General features: G+C 38.9%; 17 protein-coding genes, 4 tRNA genes and 2 pseudogenes. 8 read left to right on the top strand and 15 right to left on the bottom strand.

Going from position 1 to position 17,146, the window contains the following annotated elements:
* Nucleotides 1-123 precede the first annotated feature (123 nt).
* The 8 genes and pseudogenes from H7O61_RS05880 to H7O61_RS05845 form a co-directional block, all read right to left on the bottom strand.
* Nucleotides 124-462, bottom strand: a pseudogene (locus tag H7O61_RS05880) (integrase); the annotation flags it as partial.
* A pseudogene (locus H7O61_RS08145) lies at nucleotides 450-1,269 on the bottom strand (DUF262 domain-containing protein); the annotation flags it as partial. The pseudogenes H7O61_RS05880 and H7O61_RS08145, both read right to left, overlap by 13 nt.
* A gap of 64 nt (nucleotides 1,270-1,333) precedes the next feature.
* Nucleotides 1,334-2,047 carry an amino acid ABC transporter permease gene (locus H7O61_RS05870; protein ID WP_165538929.1) on the bottom strand — a complete coding sequence of 238 codons (714 nt, stop codon included), beginning with the start codon at nucleotides 2,045-2,047 and terminating at the stop codon, nucleotides 1,334-1,336.
* Nucleotides 2,031-2,804 (bottom strand): amino acid ABC transporter substrate-binding protein, encoded by a 774-nt coding sequence (locus tag H7O61_RS05865; RefSeq protein WP_187875431.1) that lies wholly within the window; start codon nucleotides 2,802-2,804, stop codon nucleotides 2,031-2,033. Before H7O61_RS05865 ends, H7O61_RS05870 begins: the two co-directional genes overlap by 17 nt.
* Before the next feature lie 65 nt (nucleotides 2,805-2,869).
* Nucleotides 2,870-4,003: an alanine racemase gene (alr, locus tag H7O61_RS05860; RefSeq protein ID WP_187875430.1), complete on the bottom strand. Its 1,134-nt coding sequence runs from the start codon at nucleotides 4,001-4,003 to the stop codon at nucleotides 2,870-2,872.
* Between the two features lie 6 nt (nucleotides 4,004-4,009).
* A complete protein-coding gene (locus tag H7O61_RS05855) occupies nucleotides 4,010-5,362 on the bottom strand; it encodes an alanine/glycine:cation symporter family protein (RefSeq protein ID WP_000447634.1) in 1,353 nt (450 codons plus the stop codon).
* 40 nt (nucleotides 5,363-5,402) lie between these two features.
* Nucleotides 5,403-6,635, bottom strand: a complete 1,233-nt coding sequence (locus H7O61_RS05850; RefSeq protein WP_187875429.1) for an NAD(P)/FAD-dependent oxidoreductase — start codon at nucleotides 6,633-6,635, stop codon at nucleotides 5,403-5,405.
* Nucleotides 6,636-6,657: 22 nt separating this feature from the next.
* Nucleotides 6,658-7,035 carry a RidA family protein gene (locus tag H7O61_RS05845; RefSeq protein ID WP_000665788.1) on the bottom strand — a complete coding sequence of 126 codons (378 nt, stop codon included), beginning with the start codon at nucleotides 7,033-7,035 and terminating at the stop codon, nucleotides 6,658-6,660.
* Between the two features lie 389 nt (nucleotides 7,036-7,424).
* On the opposite strand from H7O61_RS05845, the gene H7O61_RS05840 reads away from it, so the two are divergent.
* The 6 genes from H7O61_RS05840 (at nucleotide 7,425) to H7O61_RS05815 (ending at nucleotide 10,180) form a co-directional block, all read left to right on the top strand.
* Nucleotides 7,425-7,499, top strand: a tRNA-Gly gene (locus H7O61_RS05840).
* Between the two features lie 39 nt (nucleotides 7,500-7,538).
* A tRNA-Leu gene (locus tag H7O61_RS05835) sits at nucleotides 7,539-7,625 on the top strand.
* A 53-nt stretch (nucleotides 7,626-7,678) separates the two neighbouring features.
* A tRNA-Cys gene (locus H7O61_RS05830) sits at nucleotides 7,679-7,753 on the top strand.
* Nucleotides 7,754-7,802: 49 nt separating this feature from the next.
* Nucleotides 7,803-7,890: transfer RNA gene (locus H7O61_RS05825), tRNA-Ser, on the top strand.
* A 125-nt stretch (nucleotides 7,891-8,015) separates the two neighbouring features.
* Nucleotides 8,016-9,506 (top strand): Na+/H+ antiporter NhaC family protein, encoded by a 1,491-nt coding sequence (locus H7O61_RS05820; RefSeq protein ID WP_187875428.1) that lies wholly within the window; start codon nucleotides 8,016-8,018, stop codon nucleotides 9,504-9,506.
* A gap of 311 nt (nucleotides 9,507-9,817) precedes the next feature.
* Nucleotides 9,818-10,180: a hypothetical protein gene (locus tag H7O61_RS05815; protein ID WP_187875432.1), complete on the top strand. Its 363-nt coding sequence runs from the start codon at nucleotides 9,818-9,820 to the stop codon at nucleotides 10,178-10,180.
* Nucleotides 10,181-10,570: 390 nt separating this feature from the next.
* Here the strand turns inward: H7O61_RS05815 and H7O61_RS05810 are convergent, their stop codons facing one another.
* Genes H7O61_RS05810 through accD form a run of 3 tightly spaced genes read right to left on the bottom strand, consistent with a single transcriptional unit; the run spans nucleotide 10,571 to nucleotide 12,929 of the window.
* A complete protein-coding gene (locus tag H7O61_RS05810) occupies nucleotides 10,571-11,584 on the bottom strand; it encodes a LapA family protein (RefSeq protein WP_108268919.1) in 1,014 nt (337 codons plus the stop codon).
* Nucleotides 11,585-11,593: 9 nt separating this feature from the next.
* Nucleotides 11,594-12,046: a 23S rRNA (pseudouridine(1915)-N(3))-methyltransferase RlmH gene (gene rlmH / locus H7O61_RS05805; RefSeq protein ID WP_079343615.1), complete on the bottom strand. Its 453-nt coding sequence runs from the start codon at nucleotides 12,044-12,046 to the stop codon at nucleotides 11,594-11,596.
* Nucleotides 12,047-12,059: 13 nt separating this feature from the next.
* Nucleotides 12,060-12,929, bottom strand: a complete 870-nt coding sequence (gene accD / locus H7O61_RS05800) for an acetyl-CoA carboxylase, carboxyltransferase subunit beta (RefSeq protein WP_079295440.1) — start codon at nucleotides 12,927-12,929, stop codon at nucleotides 12,060-12,062.
* 80 nt (nucleotides 12,930-13,009) lie between these two features.
* Between accD and recO the strand changes: the two genes are divergently transcribed.
* Together recO and H7O61_RS05790 are read left to right on the top strand one after the other, a co-directional pair.
* Complete coding sequence (gene recO, locus H7O61_RS05795; RefSeq protein ID WP_187875427.1) at nucleotides 13,010-13,624, top strand: recombination protein RecO; 615 nt, start codon at nucleotides 13,010-13,012, stop codon at nucleotides 13,622-13,624.
* Nucleotides 13,625-13,634: 10 nt separating this feature from the next.
* Nucleotides 13,635-14,291, top strand: a complete 657-nt coding sequence (locus tag H7O61_RS05790; protein ID WP_187875426.1) for a CinA family protein — start codon at nucleotides 13,635-13,637, stop codon at nucleotides 14,289-14,291.
* Nucleotides 14,292-14,293: 2 nt separating this feature from the next.
* Here the strand turns inward: H7O61_RS05790 and H7O61_RS05785 are convergent, their stop codons facing one another.
* From H7O61_RS05785 to H7O61_RS05770, 4 genes are all read right to left on the bottom strand, one after another.
* A complete protein-coding gene (locus H7O61_RS05785) occupies nucleotides 14,294-14,860 on the bottom strand; it encodes a hypothetical protein (protein WP_000476720.1) in 567 nt (188 codons plus the stop codon).
* A 64-nt stretch (nucleotides 14,861-14,924) separates the two neighbouring features.
* Complete coding sequence (gene rdxA / locus H7O61_RS05780) at nucleotides 14,925-15,557, bottom strand: oxygen-insensitive NAD(P)H-dependent oxidoreductase RdxA (protein WP_187875425.1); 633 nt, start codon at nucleotides 15,555-15,557, stop codon at nucleotides 14,925-14,927.
* Complete coding sequence (gene lgt, locus H7O61_RS05775) at nucleotides 15,554-16,408, bottom strand: prolipoprotein diacylglyceryl transferase (protein WP_187875424.1); 855 nt, start codon at nucleotides 16,406-16,408, stop codon at nucleotides 15,554-15,556. Before lgt ends, rdxA begins: the two co-directional genes overlap by 4 nt.
* Before the next feature lie 8 nt (nucleotides 16,409-16,416).
* Complete coding sequence (locus H7O61_RS05770; RefSeq protein WP_187875423.1) at nucleotides 16,417-17,145, bottom strand: RluA family pseudouridine synthase; 729 nt, start codon at nucleotides 17,143-17,145, stop codon at nucleotides 16,417-16,419.
* Nucleotide 17,146 lies beyond the last annotated feature (1 nt).

The raw sequence follows: 17,146 nt of genomic DNA, 5'->3' as shown, positions 1-17,146 counted from the left end.
ACTATCAAGGCGTATATAGAAAATCAAGGTTAGTTTCACTTAAGGTTTTTATATAGTTCCTAGCGGAACTAAAGCATTCATCCCAAACACTAAAGATATTTGGGATTTCTGCTTGGGTGGTTTTAAATCCTTGTAGGATAAAGTGTAAGTGGTATTAGGATTAGAAATAGGCGTGAATTTTAAAACAACATTATTAACTCTTTGCATAAGCTCTTGGCTAGGAATATGCATAACACATTCTTTGTTGTTAATTTTTACTCTCTTAATTTCTTTGGCAAACTTTTCTAAGAAACTCATAATCTGTAAGAAAAAAGGCGATGGGATATTGTTCTTTTGATTAGCTCCTATGTAGTTATAGCCCTCTAATTCTCTGTAATCTTTAAGATACACATACAAGTATCTTTGTTTTCCTTTAATGACTTCAATAAAACCTTGCTCTTCTAATATATTGACATTCTTTCTCTAATATCGCTTGAAAAACTTGCTGTCAAAATAGACATCAATAAATCAGAATAGCTTAACTTGACCCCACCACTATTGACACGGATAAAAATATTTAAAACTTTATTAAGATTTTTTTCTGTTTCTTCAAAAAATGAGATGAGTTGTTTGTCGTGAAAAGCTTTGTTTAGTGTTTCTAGTAATTCCAATTTATTATCTTTTAAATCATGTTCTTGCGCATAATTCCAAACATTTTTCAACTCCAAAATATCCCCCACCTTAAACCAAAAATGCTCTTTATCGTTTTCAGGCGTTTTTGCATGAAATTCAAATCGGTAATTGTCTTCTGGGTTGTCCATGTTTGGCTGGTGCTTCAAGTTCAAATACCAACGCTTCTCTTCGTAAGCGTTAGGGTTATCGTTTTTAGCCCCCTTTTTCTTAAGCGTTGCCTTTAAGCCCGATATAAAGCGAGGTTAAACGCTGTTGGCCATCTAAGACAATATACAAATCATCACGCTTGATTTGTTCAATACGGATTTTTTCATTGTGGGGCTTTCGCTCATCGTAGTTTGTAATGAATTGATAGAGTTGGAAATTGAGTTTATCGCTATCTTGTTCATCGCTCTTGGCTATATCCTCTTTTTGTAATTTCCAAAATAAAAAAGAGCTGATAGGATAGCCCCTAAGAATGGAGTCAAAAAGTTGCTCTATCTTTTTTTCATCGGCTTTTTTGAGCCACACATATTCACGCTGAATGTCAGGCAAAAAATAACACTCATTCAATTCATCTACCACATTTTTAATGCTATTATCCAAAAACATACTCATGAGAATCTCCTTATTTTGTATTTTATTTAGGCTGTATTATAATCAAATATTAGAATGAGCCAACCTAATTTAAGATTTTTTCCACGCGCTTTTGGATCACTTCTAAAACCAAGCAAAAAAGCCAGTAAATCAAAGCGGCTTCCAAGTAAATAGGCAAAAAATCATAGCTAGCGTTCGCTTTTTGCTGCGCGATCCTAAAAACCTCTGCGATAGTTACCACAGAAGCCAAAGAAGTTTCTTTAAAAAGGCTGATGAAAGTGTTACTCAGGCTTGGCGTAGCGACTTTGAGCGCTTGAAAAAAGATGACATGCCAAAAGGTTTGCAAGTAGTTCAAGCCCAAACTCAAGCTTGAATCCCATTGATCTTTAGGGACAGAAAGAAAGCTCGCCCTTAAAGTCTCTGAAGCGTATGCCCCCACATTAAAAGAAAACGCAATAATGCCTGCCGGGATTGGATCCATATAAACCCCAAGAGCGGGCAAACCATAAAACACGACTACGATTTGGACCAATAAAGGCGTGCCTCTAATGAGCGAAACATAGAAATTCACGCCCGCTAATAAAGCCTTATGCATGAAATGTTTAGGGGGCGCGATTTTAATGAGCGCTACCACAATAGCAATCAATAATCCTAAAATAAAAGAAATGATCGCTAAAGGCAAAGAAATGCAAAAAGCGGCTTTTAGCATTGGGTAGAAAGCCTCTAATAATAATTCCAAACGCTCCTTGCTCAAATCTAAAGTTTCAAAAAACAAAGACAGATTAGGGCTGGCTGACATCTTTTCCAAAAAATTGTTCGCCTAAGCGTTTTAAAACCCCTTTATTGATCAATCTTTGCATCGCTTGGTTGATAAGCTCTAAGGCTTTTTCTTGGTGCTTGTTAATGACAAAGGAAGCGCCCCCGTCTTTTTCTTTGGACTCCCATGCGATTTTAAAGGGGTTGTTTTTGTGGGTGTTTAAGTAGTTTAAGATCGCTAAAGAACTATTTAAGGTCAAATCGGCTCGTTTTTGCGCCACTAACAACAAGGCTTGCGCCATAGAATCCACCGAAACGATTTGAGCGTCGTATTTAAAAGCGATTTCCCCATAAGTGGAGCTTAAAGTGTTAGCCGCTCTCAAGCCTTTAATATCTTTAATGTCTTTAATGCGGTTTTCATCTTTCCTGACCAGCATGATGGTGCCTGAATAGCTATAAGGCAAGCTTTTGTCAAAAGCCGCTTGGCGTTTTTTAGTCGTCAAACTCACTTGATTAGCGACCATGTCAAAACGCCCTGATTTCAAGCCTGTAAGCATAATATCCCATGAAGTTTCGTGGAATTTGATCTTCACGCCAAGCTCTTTAGCCAACTCCCTAGCCACTTCCACATCATAGCCGGTGAGCTTGCCCTCTTTATCATGGTAAGTGAAAGGGGGGTAAATGCCTTCTGTGCCAACGCTGATAGTCTCTTTATTGACAAGCTTTTCATACAAGCTAGAAGCGTTCAAAAAACCCCCAAAAAGGCTTATTACGAACAATAAGCATGAAATTTTTTTCATTTTTTAATCAATCCTAATTTTTTCAAGCATTCTAACACAAAATAAAAATTTTACATGATTTTATTTCACACATAAACGCGCTCCAAGCGTTTGGACAAAGTGCTAATGACTTCATAAGGAATGGTGTTTAAAAGCGTGGCGATTTCGCTTGCGTCATTAGCTTTAGCGCTTTTATCCCCAAACAAAATGACCTCATCGCCCTCTTTGGCTTCAATATTATTGAGTTTGACAAAGCACTGATCCATGCACACCTTACCAATAAGGGGGGCTAATTGGTTATTGATCGCTACTTGAATGCGATTGCCCAAAGCGCGCACCAACCCATCCGCATACCCTAGAGCTAAAACGCCCACTAAAGTCTCTTCATTGGTGTAAAAATGCTCGCCGTAGCCAATCAATTCGCCTTTTTTGACTCGTTTGATTTGAACGATTCGCGCTTTCAAACTGATAACATTTTTTAATATCGTTTGAGACAACTCTTTCATTTTATTAGAAGGGTAAAAACCATAGAGCATGATGCCTGGGCGATAAAGGTTTAACAAACGATTTTCATTCCCGTTACACAAAGAAAGGATGCCGGCGGAATTATAGGCATGGCGGTATTGGAACTCTATTTTTTGATCCAAAAGCTGTTCTAAAAAAGCGTTAAAGGCTTTCATCTGGTTTTTAGCATGGGTTTTAATGTTAGCATCAGCGTTGCTTAAATGCGTGAATATCCCCTCTATTTCCAAGCCCTTTAAAGCGCGGATTTTTTTAATGGTTTCTATGCTTTTAAAATTAGGCTCTAAACCCAAGCGGTGCATACCGGTATCAATTTTGAGATGAATTTTTAAGCGTTTTTGAGACTTTAAAGCCATTTGAGAAAAAACCTCCGCTTGCTCAAGGCTAAAAACCATAGCGCTCAAATCGTTATCAATCAGCATGGAAGCGTTAGTATTAGGGCTATAGCCTAAGATCAAAATGGGGGTTTTAGAAAAATGAGAGCGCAATTCTAAAGCTTCATCTAAGGTCGCTACCCCTAAATAATTAGCCCCTTCTTGTAAAAAAATTTCGCTCGCTTTTAATGCCCCTGCTCCATAAGCGTTCGCCTTGACAACCGCCATGACACAAGCGTCTTTAGGGACAATATTTTTGACTGCATGAAAATTATGCCTTAAGGAATGGGTGTTCACTTCTACAAAACTCGCCCTTTTTAACATGCTGTCTTACTTATTAGAATGCTTGCTAAAATACCAACGAGTTTCAGAATAAACCACTTTATGCAATAAGATTAAAGCGATCAAATTAGGGATAGCCATAAGCCCGTTAGAAAGATCCGCTAAATTCCACACAAAATCAATTTTAGCCATAGCCCCCACCATCACGCTCGCTAAAAAGATCAAGCGGTAATATTTCACTTTTTTTTCACCAAAGGCGTATTCAGCGCATTTTTCCCCATAATAAGCCCAACCAATGATCGTAGAATAGGCAAAAAAGATCATGGTTGTAAAAATCACCACCGTCCCTAGTGAGCCTAGAAAATACTCCGTGCTTTTTAGAGTGAGTAAATTAGCGCTCAATTTCTCCCCATTAGGGAGCAAGGTGTTGTATTCTGGCGCCATTAAAATCACGCTCGCTGTCGCCGAACACACCACTAAAGTTACGATAAAAGTTTGGAGCATGGACACTAGGGCTTGGCGCACCGGGTGGTGTGTTTGAGCGCTTGCGGCAATAATGGCTGAGCTCCCTAACCCCGCTTCATTAGAATACAACCCCCTAGCCACGCCCGTTTTTATCATTGTCGCTACCAACGCGCCGCTCGCTCCGCCCACAACGGGTTTAGGGTTAAAGGCTTCTTCAAAAATGAGTTTGATCGCTTGAACGGCTAAATCAAAATGGCTAACAATAATATAAATGATAGCAATTAAATATAAAAGCACCATGACAGGAGCTAAGTAAGAAGTGAATTTACCAATGGATTTGATCCCCCCTATGACAATAACAGCGGTTAAAAGGGTGAGCAATAAGCCTGAAACCCAATTAGGCAAGTTCGCTTGTTCGCTCAAAATGGAAGAAACCGCATTGGATTGCGTCATGTTACCGGTGCCAATGCTCGCAATAATCGTAAAAATCGCAAACGCCATGGCGAGTTTGGGCATGTTAAGGCCGTTTTTGATGTAATACATGGGCCCTCCGTTGTATCCAAACGCCCCTTTTTCCCTGTATTTCACCGCTAAAATCCCCTCAGAATACTTAGTCGCCATGCCAACAAGCCCAGTAACCCACATCCAAAACACCGCTCCTGGCCCTGCGATGCTGATAGCGGTCGCTACGCCTACGATACTCCCAATGCCTACAGTCGCTCCTAAAGAAAGCATGAGAGCGGAAAATTGCGAAATGTCGCCCTTAGATTGGGACTCTTTGTCAAAAAGGATTTTGATCGCATAAAAGATTTTACTGAATTGCAAACCCCTAAGATAGAAGGTTAAAAACAAGCCGGTGCCTACTAATAAAATTTGCATAGGGATCCCCCACACCAAATTAGATAATAAACGCACCACCGAATCAATCGTTTCCATAAAAACTCCTCAATAAACTAGGGTTTAAAAAAGAAATTCCTTAATCCCTAAAAAATGCAGAAAAAAGCATAATATCGGCATTTTTTTCATTCGCTCCGTCTCGGCTTAAATTGGCGATGATTTTACCAATGGCCGGGCCAAAAGTGATGCCAAGCCACCCCAATCCTGTCGCATGGATTAAGTTTTTATAGCGTTTGTCATAGCCCAAATAAGGAATATCATTAGGGGTTAAGGGCCTGAAACCGCACCACTCTATGGCGTCTTTCATTTCAAAAGGCTGCGTGAAAGCGGCTAAATTCTTTTTCATGTTAGCGATTTGCTCTTTGTCAATGAGAGCGTTGTTGGTGTTTAATTCTAATTTAGAAGTGATCCTTACAGTGTCTCTTCGTGGGGTCATCGCCATGAAAATATCCGCAAACAAGGAGGAGGTTTTGGGCTTCAATTCTTCAGGCATTTTAAAGGTGATGCTATAGCCTTTAGCCCCCATCATTAAAAAATCATTTTTGGTTTTTTTAATGAGAGTGGGGTTAGCCCCGGTGGCTAGAATGATTGTTTCTGCTTGGATTTTTTCCTTATGCGTGATAACGCCATCAATAAGGTTGTTTTTAAACTCAAAATCAACCACTTCTTCATTATAAAGAAACTCCACGCCTGCGTTTTGTAAATATTCTTGCAAAGAGCGCACCACTTCGCCCGGATCCACATGCGCGTTTTCGGTCAAAAGCACGCTCCCGCAGATATTGTCATTAGCGATAGGCATGTATTCTTTGGTTTCTTTCACATTTAAAATCTTATAAGCACCGCTGTTATCGCAAGTTTTAAGCTTTTTTTCAAAACTTTCTTCTAAAGTGTAGATCATTAAAAGCCCATCTTCTTTATACCAAAAATCCATGCCGTCTTTTAGCATTTGATGATACGCATCAATACTCAGCCACCCGTAGCGTTCAAATAACGCCATGGTGCGGTGCGTGGATTTGGCGTTCGCGCTTGTCATAAACTTTAAAATCCATTGATAGAGCTTTAAATTAAGCCCAAAATGGAATTTTAAAGGGGCTTGGTTTTTGAGCATGAGCTTTAGGGTGTCTAACACCACACCAGGGCATGAGAGCGGGGCTTTTTTAAACGCAGAAATAAGCCCGGCATTCCCAAAAGAAGTGCCGTTTGCGCCATCGCTTTTTTCAATCACGCAGACCTTATGCCCTAACTTATGCATAGAATACGCGCAAGAAAGCCCTACAATCCCACCGCCGATTACCACGACTTCTTTTTTCATGCTGATAGTCCCTTTAATAGAATTACTTAATGGCTATCGCTTCAATTTCTACTAAAGCGTCTTTAGGCAGTTTAGCCACTTGAAAGGTCGCTCTAGCCGGATAAGGCTCTGTAAAATAGCTCCCATAAATTTCATTCACCACCGCAAAATCGTCTAAACTTTTCAATAAAATAGTCGTTTTAACCACGCTATCCATCCCTAACCCTGCTTCTTTTAAAATCGCTTTGATATTTTCCATGGATTGCGTGGTTTGAGAATGAATATCCGCACCTTTAAATTCGCCGGTGCTCGCATCAATGCCCAATTGCCCAGAGACAAAGACAAGATCGTTAGTAGCGATAGCTTGAGAGTAAGGGCCTATAGCCTTTGGGGCTAGCGTTGAATGAATGACTTCTTTCATGGTTGAAACTCCTATGATTATGTGTTGTGTCAGCTATTATTATGCAATCAAATTAAAAAGAAATAAAAAATGAGCGCAAAACGCCATGAATTTTCATCTTATTATAAGGTATTGTATATTTTTTACCCATATTTAGAAATTCTTAAACGGGTTTTATTTGAATTTTAGGCTTTGTTATCATCAATTTTAAAAGCTACCACTCGCTTGCAAGCCCTTTTATTATGACTTATTGTAAAAAATGCTTTTGAGCATTTTTATAGACACTCATTGCCACTAAAAGAGGGCAAATCCACAATCTGTTTTTAAAATAGAATTAGAAATTTGGACAAAACCTTGACTTTTATTATTGAGTTTAGATACAATAACAATCGTCTTTTTGAATAAAGAGCGCGGGAATAGCTCAGTGGTAGAGCACGACCTTGCCAAGGTCGGGGCCGCGGGTTCGATCCCCGTTTCCCGCTCCATATTGATTTAACTTCTAGAGCATGGTTTCTATTTAGTTTGCCCAGGTGGTGGAATTGGTAGACACAAGGGACTTAAAATCCCTCGGTAGCAATACCGTGCCGGTTCAAGTCCGGCTTTGGGCACCATTTTTGAGTGCGATTTGATTTTATTTTTTGAATACGCTAGTGTTAAAATTTAAGGCGACATAGCCAAGTGGTAAGGCATGAGTCTGCAAAACTTTGATTCCCCGGTTCGAATCCGGGTGTCGCCTCCATTTATTGTAGTCATTTAGGGACTTTTGTAAGGGACTTTTATGAAAATAGCGGGAGATGGCTGAGTGGTTGAAAGCGGCGGTCTTGAAAACCGTTGAGGGTCATACCTCCGGGGGTTCGAATCCCTCTCTCCCGGCCACTTGATTGAAATCTTTTAAGCGATTGGTTTTGGCAAATTCATCTCTTCTTTTAACAAAGAATTTTGTGAATATTGATTGTCTCTTTTAATTGAAATTTAAGGATTGATTTAAAGGATTTTATTCGGTGGGATTGTCAGCATCAAGCCTTATTGTTCCTCTTATCGTTATTTTAATGGTGGTTTTCACTAAAAGAGTCGCGCTCTCGTTATTTACAGGCATTTTAGCGAGCGCTGTTTTAATGCATTCGTTGCACCTTTCCCAACTTGTAGAATATATTTATCATAAAATCACTTCCGTTTTTTACACTTATGAGCCAGAAAAGGGGCTTCATTTCAATCTTTCCAACCTCTATGTTTTTGGGTTTTTAATCTTTTTAGGCATCTTAAGCCAAGTGATTTTAAAATCCGGTAGCGTGCAGAACTTTGTCAAAAAAGCCAAAAAATACTCTAAAAACGCTAAAACCCCTGAATTTATCGCCTTTTTTTCAGGCATCATTATTTTTGTAGATGATTATTTTAACGCCTTAACCGTGGGGCAAATCTCAAAGTCTTTAAACGACGCCCATAACTCCACACGAGAGCGCTTGGCCTATATTATAGACTCCACTTCAGCGCCGGTGTGCTTATTGGTCCCTATTTCTAGCTGGGGGGCATATATCATGGGGATCATGAATAACGACAACTCGCCCTTACTAAAGGATAGTTTTTCGGTGCTTGTCCAAAGCTTGAGCAGTAATTATTATGCGATTTTTGCGCTCATTGCGGTTTTTCTCACCATTTTATGGCAAATCAACCTCCCTAGCATGAGAAAGCATCAAAACATAGGCGTGAAGGATTTTTATAGCGAACAAGAAGAAAGCTCTTCAAAACTGGCTCCCTTGAGTTTGTTACCCCTTTCTATTTTATTATTGATTATATCCATTTCGTCATTGCTTTTTTATACCGCAGTGATCTTAAAAAACACTGATGCGAGTTTTTCGCTCTTTTATGGAGGGCTGTTTTCGCTCATTATTACTTATCTTTTAGCTTATCAATTTTTAGAAAAAGGGAGCTTTTTTAAACTCATGTTGGATGGCTTTAAGAGTGTGGGGCCGGCGATTTTAGTCTTAACGCTCGCTTGGGCTATTGGGCCTGTGATTAGAGATGACGCTCAAACAGGGCTTTACTTGGCTAACATTAGCAAGGAGTTTTTAAATAATGGAGGAGGCGTGTATATGCCTTTAATCTTTTTTTTAATCTCTGGGTTTATCGCTTTTTCTACCGGCACAAGCTGGGGAGCGTTTGCGATCATGCTTCCCATTGGAGCGGGCATGGCCAATGAAAGCGATATTATTTTGATTGTCTCAGCGATCCTTTCAGGCGCGGTTTATGGCGATCACACAAGCCCCATTTCTGACACGACTATACTATCGGCTACGGGGGCAGGGTGTTCGGTGCAAAGCCATTTCATCACACAATTCCCTTATGCGACTATTGCGATGCTTTGTAGCGCGGTGAGTTTAGGGGTGGCAAGTTTTATGCATTCGCGCTCGCTCGCGTTTGTAATCGGTGCGGCTTTGCTTGTGGGGGTGTTTTATCTTTTAAAAAAATTTTATGGTGAAAATCTAAAAACTTGAATATTCTTAAACAAAGCTTAAAAATCCCATTTTTTAAAATTAAAATAAGGTTTGAGCGATCCATATTGGACTAAAAAAGAGTCTTATTTCATTATCAATCAATTAAAAAAAGTTATTCAAAAATAACCATCAATTATAAAAATCTTCACAAATCCCTAAAGAGTAACGCTTTTTAAAAAAATACATTTTTTTTAATTTTTTAATCAACCATTAAGGTGTTTTAAGTTAAATTTCTTTATCTGTTAAACATACGGGTAATGTTATATCTAAGGAAAGAAAATGGGGTTAGGACACTAATAAGTTTAGGGATTTTGTTAAGCGTTTTGAATGGCGATGATCTGAAATTGTATTCAAAACCTTTGGTCTATTCGGCTGGAAGTGGGATTATTGGGATTGATATTGACAAACGGACATTCTATAAACGAGCGTTCGCTTTCACGATGAAATCGTTGTTCGGTGAAAACTTGCTTTTGTTTGTTAAGTTAAAGCACTCTGCGTTGATGAGCAAACACATGAAAGGACCTTTGGAAAACCGCCACCACCATTCTTTCGCTAAAAATTATGAAAAAGCGATCAATGGTTGTCAAAAATATGTCCATATCAAATTGCCTGAAGGCGCTCCTAGCAACTTCCAATCAGGCTCATACATGGCGACTATGGTGGTGCGTTTTTAAAGCGTTATTTGGGGTATTCTTTAATACCCTTTTGTCTTTTAAAATATCATCTTTTAAAAGACACAAATTTGTTCCTTTAGTCATTTTTTAAATCTTCTTAGAACTCTTTTCATCGTGTTGATTAAGCAAAGTATTTTCAAAACATGGATAAAATCCATAGAAAATTTATAAACTTAAAAAGGTTCTGTTTTCATCAAAATGGGTTACTAAAACCTTTTATGGTGGGTTATAGCGTATTTTTGGCTTTAATTGTTTCTTTTTAAAGGATTAATCTCTTTCCTCTTATCATTTGGTGCTAAAAGCGATCCAATTAGCCCATTCCTTGGTGATTGATTTTTTGTAACCATCTATTTTTATCTGCCCTAAAAACATGAAACAAAACAAACCCCCCTACAAAAACGCCTCTAATTTATAAGCTTTTTTATGCTCTTGTTTCAAATCCATGTAGGCGTTTAAAAGCATGTATTCTTCAAAAGATAAAACCGCTAGATGCTCCTTAGCGAGATCATTCATTTCTAATTCTAACAACACGAATAAAAAGGCTTTTTGCGCCTTATCGTCTTCTTGGCTTAAAATCTCAAAAAACTGGAACCATTGATCGGGAACAAGAAATTTTTGCGCTTTTTGCGCGAGCTTTAAATAATCGTCTTTATCATAACCCACCTTTTTGCAAAGCTCTGAAATTTTTAAAGTGTCTGTGTTTAAAGATTTTTCAAAAAAGGCTTTTAAAAAAGCTTTCACGCACTCTTTATCCAAGTTCTCTTGCATCGCATTCAAAGCCTTCAAAACCTCTTTTTTGCTGCCTTTTTGGGCGATTTCTATAAAAGCGTAGCGGCGTAATTCCAAAGGGATTTGCGCGTTTGTTAAAACTTCAAAGGCGTTTTTCAAATCGTTATGAATGAAAGCCTTCAAGCGTTTAGAAAAATAAGCATGCTCATAAGCTAACGAATGCTTAGCGTGATCTTTAGGCTCAAGGGTGTTATTTTCTATATTGTGGTAATGTTTAAAAAGGTTATCCACTTTTTCGCACCCGCTATTTGGCGTGTTTAAATCAGCCTTTAAATCATAGCGGGCTAAGATTTGAGAGAGGTTTTTAGCGAGATCGCTTTTAAACTTCGTTTTTAAAAAAGTCTTTTGAGTGTCTTGGGATAGGATTTGTTTGAGCAATTTGTCAAAATCCTTTTTTTCATGGTATAAGCGGATTTTATGGCTGAGATTGTGCTTGAATAAAAAAACCCATGAAAAAAAAGCGAACATGCCCAAAACGCCCATAAGCCATACGGCAATGGGGAGGTTAAAGCTATAGCTCCCTAAATTAAAGGCGTAAGCTTGCGGATCAATGCTATAAACAAACACGCCAAAACCCACAATAAACAAAAATGTAAAAATAATATAAAAACGCATGCGCACCTCCTATTTATGGTATGGATGCTTAAAAATAATGCTCAAAGCCCTATAAATTTGCTCGCACAAGACAATTTTAGCCACTTCATGGCTAAAAGTCATCTCGCTCAAACTCCAAGCTTGACAATCCTTTAAAAAATTTTCTTCAAACCCATACGCTCCAGCGATAAAAAAATTAATATTAAGATGATTTTCTAACATTTTACTAAACGCAAAGCTGTCGCCCCTTTGAGCTTTAGGGTGTAAGGCAATATTTTTTGCCTTAGGGCTTAAATACGGCTCAAAGGCTAGAGAGTAGCTTTTTTGAGCGAGTTCTTTAGAAACTTTTTGAGCGTTGGCGGTATTTTTAGGGAATAAATCCACTAATTCCAGCTCGCAATCAAATCGCTTGCATTGCTTTTGATAGCTTTTCACTAACTCTAGGGGCGAATTTTTAGCGATAGAATACACTACGCAACGCATCAATCTTAAAACTTTAAAAAATCTTTGAAGTCTTATGCGTCATCATAGCGATGAGATCGCTCAAAGTCTTTTTCAAATCCTTCCTGTGCACAATCATATCAATCAAGCCATGCTCTAATAAAAATTCCGCCGTTTGAAAGCCCTCAGGCAAATCCGCCCCTATAGTTTGTTTAATCACCCTAGGCCCTGCAAAACCTATCATCGCCCCAGGCTCTGCGATAATCAAATCCCCTAAAAAAGCAAAAGACGCGCTAACGCCCCCATAAGTGGGATCGCTTAAGAGCGAAATGAAAGGGAGTTTGGCCTCACTCAATCGGTTCAAAGCCGCGCTCGTTTTAGCCATTTGCATGAGCGAATAAGTGGATTCTTGCATCCTAGCCCCCCCACTCGCTGAAACGATCAACAACGCTTCTTTTTTAGTGACCGCACGATTGATCGCTCTTACGATCTTTTCGCCTTCCACAGAGCCTAAACTCCCCCCCATAAAGCTGAAATCAAACACCACAATCTGCAAAGGCATGCGGTTGATTTTAGCCTCACCGCTGATCACTGAGCTTGGGCGGTTAGTCCTTTTTTCGTATTTTTTAATGCGTTGTTTATAGCTCTCTTTATCCACGAAATTTAAAGGATCATTAGGCCGTAAGTGTTTGTCAAACTCTTCAAAACTTCCCACATCGCACAAAAATTCAATCCTTTCAGTCGCGTTCATGCGGAAATGGTAATGGCATTTCAAGCACACGCTGTATTTGCCAAACACTTCTTTATAATACATTAACGCATAACATTTAGGGCATTTCACCCAATGGCTTGGCTGTTCTTCCTTACTTGGTGTTGTCCGCAATTTATTGATCTTAAAATTTTTAAAGAAATCTGCAAATCCCATGTCTTTCCTTAATTTTGCAGTTTTGTTAGGATTGTATCCAAGTTTTGCTTATAATAAACCAAATTAGTTTAAGAGTAGCAATGCAAGGGTTTCTTTTACAAACACAAAGCATAAGAGATGAAGATTTGATCGTGCGTGTTTTAACCAAAAACCAGCTCAAAACCCTCTATCGTTTCTATGGCAAACGCCACAGCGTGCTGAATGTGGGGCGTAAAATTGATTTTGAAGAAGAAAACGATGATAAATTTTTACCCAAATTAAGGAATATTTTGCATTTAGGCTATATTTGGGAAAGAGAAATGGAGTGCTTGTTTTTTTGGCAACGCTTTTGCGCTCTTTTGTTCAAGCATTTAGAGGGCGTGCATTCTTTGGATAGCATCTATTTTGACACTTTAGATGATGGGGCTAGCAAACTCTCCAAACAGCACCCCTTAAGAGTGATTTTAGAAATGTATGCAGTCCTTTTGAATTTTGAAGGGCGCTTGCAAAGTTACAATTCTTGTTTTTTATGCGATGCAAAATTAGAGCGTTCTGTCGCTTTAGCGCAAGGGTTTATTTTAGCGCACCCCTCTTGTTTGAAAGCTAAAAGCTTGGATTTAGAAAAAATCCAGGCTTTTTTCCGCACTCAAAGCACGATTGATTTAGAAACAGAAGAAGTGGAAGAATTGTGGCGCACACTGAATTTAGGGTTTTAAAAGGTTAAAGATGAAATTTAAATTTTTGAATATGGATAATGAGAGCGGTTTTATTTTGATTGAAAAGGAATTGAAACGATTAAATGTTACCGCTCAAGTCAAAGAAGATGGCATTGAATTAAAAGGCGAAAACACAGAACAAGCGAGAATTTATCTTCAAACGCTTTTTAATTCTAACATTGTGGAATTAGACGATAACAAAAAAAGCGCAAACGCTGTGATAGAGCGCTTGAAATCTTTAGATTTAAAAATTGCGGTGGCTGAAAGCTGCTCTGGGGGGTTATTATCGCATGCATTCACTTCCATTAGCGGGGCTTCAGCGGTTTTTATGGGAGGTGTTGTGTGTTATAGTGAAGAGGTCAAGCACGAATTGTTGAAAGTCAATGCCACGACTTTAAAAGTCTTTGGAGTTTATAGCGAAGAATGCGTGAAAGAAATGCTATTAGGCGTGTTTTTAAATTTTAAAGTGGATCTAGCGCTGGCGATTAGCGGGGTGGCTGGCCCTAATGGGGGGAGTAAGGCTAATCCTGTAGGCACGATTTATATTGGCGCGCAAAGATTAGGATCTCAAGCTTTCATTGATCGTTGTTTTTTTGAAGGGGACAGAGAGAGTATTCAAAATAAAAGCGTAGAGCATGCCCTAAACATGCTCGCTAGAATGCTATAAAACTACCTTAACGCGCAAACGCTACCGAATTCTTTTTGAGCGACCTTAGCGATGTAGGCGATTTCATTATCGTTAAGGTTTTCAACGCTCGCTTTTAAATACCTTTTGATTTGCTCAATCTGGCAACCCTCTAGCTTGATTTTCACCACAGCCACCTCAGATTTTAAATTCGTGTAAGTGTCAGATACCCGGATCTTAGTCGCTAGGTAATTATAGATAGCGTAGCTGATATTCGTAGCCGTTTGCTCAGACTCATGGAATTGCTCCATGAAGCGTTTTTTATACTTCAACATGATTTCATGAAAAACCACGATCAAGCTCAATTTAGCGTTTAAAGTCGCTTGCTCAATCCCTAAATATTTATTATTAACAGGGATATACGCCACGCCCATTTCTTCGTAGGGGACTTTAGGGTCTTCAAAAACCCAAGCAGGAGCATCAGATAGTTCTGATTTCATGCCCTTTAAATCAGAGACTAAAATCCCATCATCTCTTAAAAGACTCTTAGCGCTTAATGAAACGCTTGAAAACACCCCTAAAAGAGCGATTAAAACCATTCTTTTAAACAAAATGCCACTCCTTAAACTTTAATTTAGTTTTGATTATAGTTAAAAAGTTTTTGATTTCGTTTAATCACAACCAAGTAATCGCATCAACTTTTGATTTTCTTGATTTTTGGCTCGCTTCTGCCACCCTCTTGCCCAAAGCGATCAAGCATGCGATTTTAGGCTTATTGATACGCTGTTCTAAAATCTCGCCCACTTTTAAAGGATCAAAGCCTCCAATAATGCAACTATCCAATCCCATTAAGCTCACGCCCATGCAAATTTGCCCCACAGCGATATAGCATTGCTCTAAAATATAGCTTTCTAATCTTTGCATGCTATGGTTGAATCTCACGCCAAGCATTTGAGCAAAAGAGGGAATCACTCTAACCTTATAAGACTCCGGATAGAGGTTTTGCATGTAATGGCCGTGTGGTAACAACTCGCTGGGTTTTAAAGAACATACCACCATTAACGCTGAAGCACTTTTAATCATTTCTTCATTAAAATAGCTGTGCACTGCAATTTGTTTTTTTAAATCCTTATTAGTAACCATCACAAAATGCCATGGCTGCGTGTTGTAAGAGCTTGGCGATAGTCTGGCGATTTCAGCGATTTCTTCTAATTCTTCACTAGAAAACTCATAATGGCTATCAAACATCTTGCAAGAATGGCGCTCGTTCAGTAATTGTCTTCTTTTTTCGTGATCCAAAAATTTCATTGATTTTCCTTTATTTTTTTAGAATTTCTTATAGCATACAATAAAATCCCTAACGAAACAATTACCATAAGTAAGCTTAAAATCTGCCCCATGCTCAAATTTAAAAAATAAACCCCCATTTGGCTATCCGGCTCTCTGTAAAATTCCGCAATAAAGCGCATCAAGGAATACCCCAAGCCATAAACCACAATCAGCAACCCATGCGTTTTGGTGTGTTTTTTAGCCCACATTACCATTAAAAACACGATAACCCCCTCTAAAAACGCTTCAATCAATTGGCTGGGATAACGCAATTGATTATCCACCATGATGCCAATGATTTGCCCTAAATGGCTGTCTTTGGGGACAACCCTCCCAAAAAGCTCCTGGTTTAAAAAATTCCCAATCCTCCCAAAAACATACCCTAAAGGCAGGCTGATCGCAATCAAATCCAAATAAATCAAAAGCTTTTTCAAATCCTTACGGCTATAAAGATACGAAGCGATCAAAAACCCCACCAACCCCCCATGATAGCTCATCCCACGAATGCCTACAAAATTCCCATGGCTATCAAAAGGGTTAAAGATTTGCCAAAAATGCGTCAAATAATAGCCAGAGTTAGGCTCATAAATGAGAATGTATCCTATCCTTGCCCCTAGCACAATGCCAAGCTCCGCCCATAAAAAATAACTCTCAAATTCCTTCCTTTCAATGGGGAATCGTTTGGGGTCTTTTTGAATCATTCGTAACGCCATGTAAAATGCGATAACAATCGCGCACGCATACGCCAAACCATACCAATGCACTTCAATACCGCCAAGACTAAAAGCGATAGGGTTAAATTGATCATAAATCGTATTCCAAGCGTTCATGCTCATCCTTAAATTTCAAATTCTTTAGGAGCGATCGCTTCAAATTCATACCCTAACAGCACGATTTTATGTGCATGGAGCATCAAGCGTTTGGCGGAACTTGGCTCATTGTTATAAAGCGTATCGCCTATAATGGGGTGGTTGATATGCTTTAAATGGACTCTGATCTGGTGGGTTCTTCCGGTTTTGATCCCCACTTTTAAAAGGGTTTTTTTGTTGATGATTTTTAAGGGCGTGATGATCGTAACCGCTTCTTGCCCTTTTTTAGAAATTTTGCTGAAAGCTTTAGTGGTTTTAATGGTAAGAATGGGGGCGTTGATTTCTCGCTCTTCTTCTACAATCCCTTGAACGATCGCTAAATACTCTTTTTTAACCGCCCTGTCTTTAAAAGCCTTTTTAGCTTTTAAGTGGAATTCTGAATTTTCTTTCACCAATAAAATCACCCCGCTTGTTTCTTTATCCAAGCGGTGCAACAGCGCCCAACCTTTGAAAAAAGAGGCTAGATCATAGCTCTCTATAAAAGGGGGTTTAAAAAGGGCTAGAGTGTTTTCATCTTCAAAAATCACGCTGGGTTTTTCAATTTTTTGGACGCTAAAGCGCGTGTTTTTGGGGAGTTCTTTTCTGGCGACCATCAATTTCTTCCCCCCTATACTCACTAACCCCAAATCAATCAAAGCTTTGGCTTTTTTATGCGAAACGTTTTCTTGAACGCTCAATATTTTATAAGCTTTTTCCATG

The organism is Helicobacter pylori (genome assembly GCF_014496965.1).
In the GTDB taxonomy this organism is placed as follows: domain Bacteria; phylum Campylobacterota; class Campylobacteria; order Campylobacterales; family Helicobacteraceae; genus Helicobacter; species Helicobacter pylori_CZ.
This window is presented reverse-complemented; position numbering and strand designations above follow the sequence as displayed.